General features: G+C 52.9%; 13 protein-coding genes. 4 read left to right on the forward strand and 9 right to left on the reverse strand.

Features of this window, described 5'->3' with window-relative positions; translation table 11 throughout:
* The first annotated feature begins 39 nt into the window (after window positions 1–39).
* Window positions 40–1341 (forward strand): tRNA lysidine(34) synthetase TilS, encoded by a 1302-nt coding sequence (tilS, locus tag ACPUC7_RS17645; protein ID WP_494923875.1) that lies wholly within the window; start codon window positions 40–42, stop codon window positions 1339–1341.
* A gap of 14 nt (window positions 1342–1355) precedes the next feature.
* On the forward strand, window positions 1356–1664 hold the full coding sequence (locus ACPUC7_RS17650; protein ID WP_494923894.1) for a c-type cytochrome: 309 nt from the start codon (window positions 1356–1358) through the stop codon (window positions 1662–1664).
* A gap of 39 nt (window positions 1665–1703) precedes the next feature.
* Here ACPUC7_RS17650 and rof read toward each other — a convergent pair whose 3' ends face one another.
* Together rof and ACPUC7_RS17660 are read right to left on the reverse strand one after the other, a co-directional pair.
* On the reverse strand, window positions 1704–1967 hold the full coding sequence (gene rof, locus ACPUC7_RS17655) for a Rho-binding antiterminator (protein WP_494923876.1): 264 nt from the start codon (window positions 1965–1967) through the stop codon (window positions 1704–1706).
* Entirely contained in the window at window positions 1954–2154 is a 201-nt protein-coding gene (locus ACPUC7_RS17660; RefSeq protein WP_494923877.1) for a YaeP family protein, read from the reverse strand. Before ACPUC7_RS17660 ends, rof begins: the two co-directional genes overlap by 14 nt.
* Window positions 2155–2369: 215 nt before the next feature.
* On the opposite strand from ACPUC7_RS17660, the gene arfB reads away from it, so the two are divergent.
* Window positions 2370–2780, forward strand: a complete 411-nt coding sequence (gene arfB, locus ACPUC7_RS17665) for an alternative ribosome rescue aminoacyl-tRNA hydrolase ArfB (RefSeq protein ID WP_494923878.1) — start codon at window positions 2370–2372, stop codon at window positions 2778–2780.
* A 41-nt stretch (window positions 2781–2821) separates the two neighbouring features.
* Here the strand turns inward: arfB and proS are convergent, their stop codons facing one another.
* From proS to metN, 6 genes are all read right to left on the reverse strand, one after another.
* Window positions 2822–4540 (reverse strand): proline--tRNA ligase, encoded by a 1719-nt coding sequence (proS, locus tag ACPUC7_RS17670; RefSeq protein WP_494923879.1) that lies wholly within the window; start codon window positions 4538–4540, stop codon window positions 2822–2824.
* Window positions 4541–4630: 90 nt separating this feature from the next.
* Window positions 4631–5338 (reverse strand): tRNA (N6-threonylcarbamoyladenosine(37)-N6)-methyltransferase TrmO, encoded by a 708-nt coding sequence (tsaA, locus tag ACPUC7_RS17675; RefSeq protein ID WP_494923880.1) that lies wholly within the window; start codon window positions 5336–5338, stop codon window positions 4631–4633.
* Complete coding sequence (gene rcsF, locus ACPUC7_RS17680) at window positions 5335–5736, reverse strand: Rcs stress response system protein RcsF (protein WP_494923881.1); 402 nt, start codon at window positions 5734–5736, stop codon at window positions 5335–5337. Before rcsF ends, tsaA begins: the two co-directional genes overlap by 4 nt.
* A gap of 128 nt (window positions 5737–5864) precedes the next feature.
* Window positions 5865–6680, reverse strand: a complete 816-nt coding sequence (locus ACPUC7_RS17685) for a MetQ/NlpA family lipoprotein (RefSeq protein WP_494923882.1) — start codon at window positions 6678–6680, stop codon at window positions 5865–5867.
* Between the two features lie 37 nt (window positions 6681–6717).
* Complete coding sequence (locus tag ACPUC7_RS17690; protein ID WP_343554346.1) at window positions 6718–7371, reverse strand: methionine ABC transporter permease MetI; 654 nt, start codon at window positions 7369–7371, stop codon at window positions 6718–6720.
* On the reverse strand, window positions 7364–8395 hold the full coding sequence (gene metN / locus ACPUC7_RS17695; protein WP_494923883.1) for a methionine ABC transporter ATP-binding protein MetN: 1032 nt from the start codon (window positions 8393–8395) through the stop codon (window positions 7364–7366). The genes ACPUC7_RS17690 and metN overlap by 8 nt, the downstream gene beginning before the upstream one ends.
* A gap of 187 nt (window positions 8396–8582) precedes the next feature.
* On the opposite strand from metN, the gene gmhB reads away from it, so the two are divergent.
* Window positions 8583–9143 (forward strand): D-glycero-beta-D-manno-heptose 1,7-bisphosphate 7-phosphatase, encoded by a 561-nt coding sequence (gene gmhB, locus ACPUC7_RS17700; protein ID WP_494923884.1) that lies wholly within the window; start codon window positions 8583–8585, stop codon window positions 9141–9143.
* Here gmhB and ACPUC7_RS17705 read toward each other — a convergent pair.
* The coding region (locus ACPUC7_RS17705) for a hypothetical protein (RefSeq protein WP_494923885.1) at window positions 9117–9318 on the reverse strand (202 nt) is incomplete at its 5' end. The two genes, gmhB and ACPUC7_RS17705, sit on opposite strands and share 27 nt — an antisense overlap.

The raw sequence follows: 9318 nt of genomic DNA on the forward strand, positions 1-9318 counted from the left end.
GAACCGCAATGAGGTGGTTCGCCTCGACGGAACGCGCTCATGTCTTTATCTCATCTTGCTTCGCTGCTAACACCCGACGCCCGCCTTGTGCTGGCGTTCAGTGGCGGGCTGGATTCCACCGTGCTGCTGCATCAACTGGTGAGCTGGCAACAGCAGCACCCGCAGCTGCGCGTGCGTGCGTTACACGTCCATCATGGTTTGAGCCCCAATGCCGACAACTGGGCGCGACATTGCCAGCACATTTGCCAGCAGTGGCAGATTCCCTGCGAAGTTTTGTACGTGCAGGTTGATGGCCGTAGCAGCGGCATTGAAGCGGCCGCCCGCGAGGCGCGTTATCACGCGTTGTTCCAGCAACTGCAACCCGGTGAGCACTTACTTACCGCGCAACACCTCGACGATCAATGCGAAACACTGTTATTGGCATTGAAACGTGGTAGCGGGCCTGCCGGTTTAGCCGCAATGCCGCAGCAGCGTACGGTGGGCGATCATCAGCATTTGCGGCCATTACTCGAAATAAGCCGCCAGCAATTAGAAGCCTATGCCGCTGAACATCAATTGCGCTGGATCGAAGACGAGAGCAACGCGGATAGCCGTTACGATCGCAATTTTCTACGTCAGCAAATTCTGCCGTTGTTGCAGCAGCGCTGGCCGCATTTTAGCGCCGCCAGCGCGCGCAGTGCCGCACTGTGTGGCGAACAGGAACAATTACTGGATGAGTTGCTGGCAGAGCAGTTGATGCAACTGACCGATGCGCAGGGCGCGCTGCATTTCCCGCCGCTGATCACCATGAGCGAGACGCGGCGTAATGCATTGTTACGGCGTTGGATTGCACAACAAGGCGGCGCGATGCCGGCGCGCGAAGCCCTCAAGCGCATCACTGATGAAGTGATTAACAGCCGTGAAGATGCCAAACCGTGTTTGCGCTTTGGCAACTTTGAGCTGCGACGTTATCGCCAGCAACTGTTCTGGCTGCGACCTCAAATATCACTGAGTCAGCACTTGCTAACCTGGCAGGACCGCACGCAGCCGCTCTACTTGCCGGACAATCTGGGCTGGCTGCATGCCAGCGGCGGCATCGCCGAGCTGCGCCATCCACAGCCGGATGAGACCGTGATGATTCGTTTCCAGGCGCAAGGTTACTATCATCTGCTCGGCCGCGCGGGTGGTCGTGAGATGAAGAAGCTGTGGCAGGAGTTAAGCGTTGCGCCGTGGCAACGCGAGCGTATTCCGTTGATTTATTTTAACCAGACGTTGATTTGCGCGCCGGGACTGTTTATTACCCGCGAAGGCGCGGCCAGCGATGAGCAAGGCTGGCAGGCGATCTGGTCAGCACAACAATAAAATGGAGAGCAATGATGAAACATTGGATTGCGGCGGCATTCATGGCGGCGGCGCTACCGGCTTTTGCCGACGGTGATGTCAACACCGGCGCGCAAAAAGCGGCAAGCTGCATGGCGTGTCACGGCGCGGAAGGGAAAAGTGCTGTACCGCTTTATCCGAATCTGGCTGGGCAACACGAACCCTATTTGCTGCATTCGTTGCAAGCTTATAAAAAGGGCGAGCGCAGCGGCGGTCAGGCGGAAGTGATGAAAGCGTTTGTGGCCGGATTGAGCGATCAGGATATGGCAGATTTGTCGGCGTATTACAGTTCGCTGAAGCCTTAAGCGAGGTGGGCGGGATGTAATTCCCGCCCGAGAGAGGTTTTACTCGTCTTCGCTGACGATGACGGTGCCCAGCTCCGGATGGGTGAAGCTGGCAATGTGGTCGAGCCGCACTTCGCGGGTCTCGCCGGAGAGATCGACGGCAAGGTACTCAACGTTTTTACGTGAGACCATGTCCATGGCTTTCGCCTTGAGCTGATCGCCGTTTTTTAATTCCAGCGACAGCGTCCAGTGTTTTTGGCAGGCGAGCTCGAGGTTGTCGTAGTCATCGCAGTTGATGGGTTTGTAGGCTTCATTCGTCAACATAGTCGCTCACCAATAAGTTTGCAGCGGCATACGCTGCTTGTTCCCTGAGAGAAGAGTTTAGCGCAGAATCAGCGGCAATATCATTGAGAGCCTTTAACGCACAACCAATGGCGTCTGGCATATACCCAAGGTCGCCGCTACCAATTTCGGCATACTTCTGGCGAACTAACTCACAATACTTTTGCACATACACCTCCTCAGCAGAGCTTGATACTCTGGATGATAGGCGACTATATCACAGGATTTTCATGGAAATCAGCCCGGTCATCACGGGAATGATGTAAGGAAACCGGCAAAAGTGACACACAGCGCTGGTCTCATGCATCGGCCATGCGCACAAAAGGTTAAGTCGATGAACAGGATATTACGCGAAGCAACGTCGAAACAAACAGAAGGTGACAGATGATTGTGCTGTCTCGTGCAGTTGCACTTGCCGATAATGAAGTAGAGCTCAGTGCCATCCGTGCCCAAGGTGCGGGCGGCCAGCATGTGAATAAAACCTCCACTGCCATTCATTTGCGTTTTGATATCCACGCTTCGTCATTGCCGCCGTTTTACAAAGAGCGATTACTGGCGGCAAGCCATCATTTGATCACCGCCGAAGGTGTGGTGATCATCAAAGCACAAGAACATCGCAGCCAGGAAATGAACCGCGAAGCGGCCGTACAGCGCTTGATAAATCTGATTCGTGAATTAACCACGGTAGAGAAAGTACGGCGAGCGACCAAACCGACGCGCGGTTCGAAAGAACGGCGGCTGGAAGGGAAATCGCGACGAAGTAATGTGAAGGCGATGCGCGGCAAGGTGCAGTAAAAGCGTAATGAAAAACGCCTCCAATTGGAGGCGTTTTAGGCTTACTTGTTCAGGGCTTTCACCAGGAAGTCGACGATGTCATGCTGCTTAATCATCTGCTTCTCGCTGGCGGTACGCGCCTTGTACTCAATCTCTTGATTATCAAGGTTACGATCGCCAATCACGATGGTGTGTGGCACACCAATCAGTTCCATATCGGCGAACATCACGCCTGGACGCTCTTTACGATCGTCAAGAATCACGTCAATGCCTTTAGCGCGCAGCGTGTTGTACAACTCTTCTGCCAGCTCTTGCACACGGAAAGATTTGTGCATGTTCATTGGCAAAATCGCCACTTCGAACGGTGCCAGCGCGGCAGGCCAGATGATGCCGCGTTCGTCGTTGTTCTGCTCAATCGCTGCCGCCACCACGCGCGTGATACCGATGCCGTAGCAACCCATGGTCATCACCTGGTTACGACCATCTTCGCCTTGTACCGCGGCTTTCATCGCTTCTGAGTATTTGGTACCCAGCTGGAAGATGTGGCCGACTTCGATACCGCGTTTGATCTGCAATGTCCCTTTGCCGTCTGGGCTTGGATCGCCTTCAACCACGTTACGGATATCTTCCACACGCGGTTCTGGCAGATCGCGTCCCCAGTTAATGCCGCTCAGGTGTTTGCCATCAATGTTAGCGCCCGCGCAGAAATCGCTGGTTTTTGCCACGGTACGATCGGCAATTACTGGCATGGTCAAACCGACCGGACCAAGTGAACCCGGACCTGCGCCCAGCAGCGCACGAATCTCTTCTTCGCTGGCCATTTCCAGCGGCTCGGCCACGATATCCAGCTTCTCGGCTTTGATTTCGTTCAGCTGATGATCGCCGCGCAACAGCAAGGCAACCAGCGTGTGGCCGCTCTCTGCGGTGGCTTTAACAAACAGCGTTTTCACCGTTTTCTCAATCGCTACCTGATGTTGCTCTACCAGTTCAGCGATGGTTTTGGCATTCGGCGTATCAAACTGCGTCATTGCCTGCGTCGCTTGTGGACGCTCGCCCGCTGGCGCTACCGCTTCGGCTTTCTCAATGTTGGCCGCGTAATCAGATTCGCTAGAGAAGATCACATCATCTTCGCCGCTCTGCGCCAGCACCTGGAATTCGTGAGATGCGCTACCACCGATCGAACCGGTATCCGCCTGTACGGCGCGGAAATCCAGCCCCATACGGCTGAAGCTCTGGCTGTAGGCGCGATACATCGCGTCGTAAGTTTCCTGCAATGATTCCTGCGAGGTGTGGAATGAGTAGGCATCTTTCATGATGAACTCACGTGAACGCATCACACCAAAACGCGGGCGCACTTCATCACGGAATTTGGTCTGAATCTGATACAGATTCAACGGCAGCTGCTTATACGAGCTCAGCTCGTTGCGGATCAGGTCAGTCACGACTTCTTCGTGGGTAGGGCCCAACACGAAAGGACGATCGTGACGATCTTTAACACGCAGCAGTTCTGGGCCGTACTGCTCCCAACGACCGCTCTCTTCCCACAAATCGGCAGGCTGAACCACCGGCATGGAGATCTCAATCGCACCGGCGTTGTTCATCTCTTCACGCACGATGTTTTCAACTTTTCGCAGCACGCGAATACCGGTCGGCAACCAGGTGTATAAACCAGAAGCCAGTTTGCGGATCATGCCGGCGCGCAGCATCAGCTGGTGGCTGATCACTTCTGCATCGGAAGGTGTCTCCTTCAGAGTGGAGAGCAGATATTGAGTAGTACGCATTGATTACGATTCCAGTTATACGGAAGGAAACTGACAAAATTTTTTGTGGCGGCTAGTGTACCAGTGAGATCAATCACTCAAAAGCGCGTTTTAGCGTGGATCGAGGGCAATCACCTCGGTTCCGACCTCATCAATGCGCCAGCGCACATTAAAGTCGAGCAGCCATGCGGCATATTCACGATCCAATGTCTCACCTTTACGGTAGGCGGGACGCGGATCCTGTGCCAATACTTCGGTGATAAACCGTGCCAATTGGGGATACTTTTTTTGCTGCTGAAGCAGTTGGCTCTGCGCCAGCGGCGAAAAACGCACTGGCATGCTGGCATCAGGTGCGGCTTGAGCAAAACCCGCGCGCGCATCAGGTAACGCTTCGGCAAAAGGCAAGTAGGGTTTGATATCCACCACTGGCGTGCCATCAACCAAATCAAGGCTACCAAGCTGCAAAATCACCTGCTGTTTCTCACAGCGAATGCCTTTCAACTCAACCAGTGACATACCGATCGGGTTCGGACGAAAGGTCGAGCGAGTGGCGAATACGCCCATACGCGCATTGCCGCCAAGGCGCGGTGGACGCACCGTCGGACGCCAACCGCCTTCCATGGTTTGATGGAAAACAAACAGCAACCAAAGATGGCTGAACGTTTCTAGCCCTCGCACCGCTTCCGGCTGGTTGTAAGGCGGCAAGAGATGCAACTCGCCGCCGCCATCCTGCACCAGACCTGGCTGGCGCGGGACGGCAAACTTCTCTTTCCACGGCGAACGGATTACGCCGATTTGCGCGAAGGCAAATTCACTCATTGATTGGAAACTTTCAATGCAGATCCCTGGCAAATTGCCTGGCGATAACAGCCTGGCGTGCTGCTAACAATTTCACACTTATGCAGCAGTACGGCGTTGGCTTTCATACCCGCGGCTTTGATCTGCAAGCGCTTACGCGCGGTATTGATATTCGGTGGTGAATCCTGACTGCTGCTTTGGCAATCTTCAGCGGAAACTTCGCCCAAATCGCGGAACGGGTTGCTCACCAAATCGGTGGCATCGGTGTAAATTTTCACCGGTGCGGGACGCGGGGCGGGTTTGCGTTCTGGCTCACTGGATGCCTGTTGCGGGCGAGAAGGAGCACTGCTTATCGGGTGGTATTCACGCACACACCCGGTCAGCATCAATGCCAACAAGCAGAGCGGTAAAAAACGCATGGCAACATCCTCTAGTCATAAAAAGTGGCGTTATTGAAACAAGGACGACAATAAATAACAAGTCAGGTGCAATTTATGGCAAAAGAAAGGGCGGCCGAAGCCGCCCTGTTAGGCATGAATGGTTAAAATTACCAGCCTTTCACTGCGCCGCCGTTGAAGATTTTGTTAGCCGCTTCAGACACTTCGTCTGATTGGTAAGCTTCAACAAATTTCTTCACGTTTTCAGCGTCTTTATTATCTTCGCGGGTAACAATCAGGTTCACGTAAGGTGAATCTTTATCTTCTACGAAGATGCCATCTTTGGCAGGTGTCAGACCAATCTGGCTCGCGTAAGTGGTGTTGATGACCGCCAGTGCAATCTGCTGATCGTCGAGTGAACGTGGCAGCTGTGGTGCTTCCAGTTCAACAATCTTCAGGTTTTTCGGGTTCTCGGTGATATCCAGCGAGGTTGGCAGCAGGCCAACGCCATCTTTCAATTTAATCAGACCGACTTTCTGCAACAGCAGCAGAGAACGACCCAGGTTGGTTGGATCATTTGGAATCGCGATCTGTGAACCGTTTTGCAGTTCGTCCAGTGATTTGATTTTCTTCGAGTAGCCAGCAATCGGATAAACGAAGGTATTGGCGACGGCGGTCAGCTTGTAGCCGCGATCTTTGATCTGCTGATCCAAGTACGGTTTGTGCTGGAAGGCGTTAGCATCGATATCACCTTTGCTCAGCGCTTCGTTTGGCAGCACGTAATCGTTAAAGGTCACCAGCTCAACATCGAGACCATATTTCTCTTTAGCCACTTTCACCGCGGTTTCTGCAACTTGCTGCTCAGCACCGACAATCACACCCACTTTGATGTGGTTTGGATCTTTGGCTTTTTGATCGCATCCTGCCAACGCAATCGCGCCAACCAGCGCACCCACAGCGGCAATCTTTTTAAATGTAAAAGACATATCCCTTCCTTAATAGAGGACTATTGATGTTGCTTGCTTACTTGTGGGACACAGCACGCACAATGCGGTCGCCACAGAATTGGATTAAATACACCAGAACAACCAGCAGGATCAGTACGGTATTCATCACGGTGGCGTTATAGCCGATGTAACCGTATTGATAGCCAATCTGGCCTAAACCGCCTGCGCCGACAGCTCCACCCATGGCAGAGTAGCCGACCAGCGTAATCAGGGTAATTGTAGCGGCATTCACCAGACCCGGCAGCGCTTCCGGCAACAGCACTTTACGCACGATTTGCAGCGGCGTAGCGCCCATGGCGCGAGAGGCTTCGATCAAACCGGTTGGCAATTCCAGTAAGGCATTTTCTACCATGCGCGCAATAAAGGGTGCGGCACCGACAGTCAGCGGTACGATGGCGGCTTGCAAGCCAATTGACGTGCCAACAATCATGCGGGTGAACGGAATCATCCATACCAGCAGGATAATGAAGGGAATCGAGCGGAAGATATTTACCAGCGCAGAGAGCACGCGATACAGCGAGTTGTTTGCCAGAATCTGCCCCGGACGCGTGACATACAGCAGCACGCCAACTGGCAGGCCGATGACAAAACCAAAGAAACCAGAGACAAAAGTCATCATCAGCGTTTCCCAGACGCCGCGCGTCAGTAACCACATCATCGCTTCAGACATAACCCAGCACCTCTACTTTCACATGATTTTCTTTCAGCCAGGCAATCGCGGCTTGTGTATCTGTTTCACTGCCATCCATTTCAGCCAGCATGATGCCGAACTTCACACCACCGGCGTAATCCATCTGCGCACTGATAATGTTGTTATTCACGTTAAAGCGACGCGCCGATTCCGACAGCAGCGGGGCATCCACCGATTTACCTGTGAATTCCAAGCGCAATAAAGGAACGCTGTCCGCGCTGGCTTGCGCGCGCATGCGTTGCTGATAATCATCCGGGATATCCAGATGCAGCGTTGATTGGATGAACTGCTGCGCCAACGGCGTCTTCGGATGCGAGAACACTTCGCTAACGCTGTCCTTCTCTATTAATTCACCATTGCTGATTACTGCAACCTGATCACAGATGCGCTTCACTACATCCATTTCATGGGTGATTAACAGAATAGTGATTCCCAGGCGACGATTAATGTCTTTTAGCAACTCCAGAATCGAGCGTGTTGTGGCTGGATCCAATGCGCTGGTGGCTTCGTCACACAGCAACACTTTGGGATTGCTCGCGAGCGCACGGGCAATCGCCACACGCTGTTTTTGTCCGCCTGAGAGGTTCGCCGGCCAACTGTCGTGTTTATCCGATAAGCCCACCAGTTCCAGCAGCTCGGTTACGCGTTTCTTTATCTGATCGCGCGACAGATTGCCCAACTCTAGCGGCAGCGCCACATTGCCTGACACGGTGCGGGAGTTCATCAGGTTAAAATGTTGGAAAATCATGCCAATTTGGCGGCGTGCCAGCGTCAATTGACCTGAGGAGAGCGTGGTTAACTCTTGGCCATCAACCAGCACACGGCCAGAAGTAGGGCGCTCCAGCAGATTGACGCAGCGAATCAGTGTACTTTTACCGGCACCGGATGAACCGATGACGCCATAAATCTGTCCAGCAGGCACATGCAGGCTAACGTTTGATAACGCCTGGATAGTGCGTGAACCTTGCTGGAACACTTTGGTGATATTTTCGAGTTTAATCATTAGTTTATTTATTATCGTGTTGCATTGTCCGTGGTGTATCGGGATTCGCTCAGCAGCACTGAGCGAAATTTGGATGGATGTTAAGGCATCCAGACGTCTAAATCAATGAGAGTCATTCAATCTGGCATTCTCTCGTTATGCGCAATCATGCGATACTTAGCGACACATTTTCAGCAGGAGTTTCTACGTGGCGAACAAAGTCCCGGCTATTTTTCTTGATCGTGATGGCACCTTAAATGTCGATCACGGCTATGTTCATGAAATCGATAATTTCGAATTTATTGATGGCACCATCGAAGCGTTGCAGGCGCTCAAGAAGATGGGCTATGCGCTGGTGCTGGTGACCAACCAATCGGGTATTGCGCGTGGCATGTTCACCGAAGACCAGTTTATGCAGCTTACGGAATGGATGGATTGGTCGCTGGCCGATCGTGATGTCGATCTGGATGGCATCTATTTCTGCCCACATTTACCGGATGCAACAGTAGAAGCCTATCGCCAGCAGTGTGATTGTCGTAAACCGCAACCGGGTATGCTGCTCTCTGCGCAGCAACATTTGGATATCGATATGGCTGCTTCTTATATGGTAGGCGACAAAATAGAAGATATGCAGGCAGCGTTAGCCGCTGGAGTAGGCACTAAAGTGCTGGTGCGCAGCGGTAAGCCTGTAACCTCAGAAGGTGAGTCCGCCGCAGATTGGGTACTAAATAGCCTTGCAGAGCTACCTGGACGCATCAAAAAGGGGTAAAAACGGGGCTTTTGCGCAAATTTCAAGCGAACAGCAAAAAAGTTGAAATTTGCTCTTGTCAGCCGCGAATAACTCCCTATAATGCGCCACCACTGAGACGGCAAAGCGGCAACGCAGACGGCTCAGCAGGGAGTGAAGAAATTCATCCCGCCGGATGAAAACGCTGAAAAAAGTG

Source organism: Pantoea sp. CFCC18179 (assembly GCF_059412405.1).

What these genes read in the sequence shown, in the direction of transcription:
- tilS (WP_494923875.1), top strand. Translation starts at nt 40, where the DNA reads ATGTCTTTATCTCATCTTGCTTCGCTGCTAACACCCGACGCCCGCCTT.
- ACPUC7_RS17650 (WP_494923894.1), top strand. Translation starts at nt 1,356, where the DNA reads ATGAAACATTGGATTGCGGCGGCATTCATGGCGGCGGCGCTACCGGCT.
- metN (WP_494923883.1), bottom strand. Translation starts at nt 8,395, where the DNA reads ATGATTAAACTCGAAAATATCACCAAAGTGTTCCAGCAAGGTTCACGC.
- ACPUC7_RS17685 (WP_494923882.1), bottom strand. Translation starts at nt 6,680, where the DNA reads ATGTCTTTTACATTTAAAAAGATTGCCGCTGTGGGTGCGCTGGTTGGC.
- tsaA (WP_494923880.1), bottom strand. Translation starts at nt 5,338, where the DNA reads ATGAGTGAATTTGCCTTCGCGCAAATCGGCGTAATCCGTTCGCCGTGG.
- arfB (WP_494923878.1), top strand. Translation starts at nt 2,370, where the DNA reads ATGATTGTGCTGTCTCGTGCAGTTGCACTTGCCGATAATGAAGTAGAG.
- proS (WP_494923879.1), bottom strand. Translation starts at nt 4,540, where the DNA reads ATGCGTACTACTCAATATCTGCTCTCCACTCTGAAGGAGACACCTTCC.
- rof (WP_494923876.1), bottom strand. Translation starts at nt 1,967, where the DNA reads ATGTTGACGAATGAAGCCTACAAACCCATCAACTGCGATGACTACGAC.
- ACPUC7_RS17690 (WP_343554346.1), bottom strand. Translation starts at nt 7,371, where the DNA reads ATGTCTGAAGCGATGATGTGGTTACTGACGCGCGGCGTCTGGGAAACG.
- rcsF (WP_494923881.1), bottom strand. Translation starts at nt 5,736, where the DNA reads ATGCGTTTTTTACCGCTCTGCTTGTTGGCATTGATGCTGACCGGGTGT.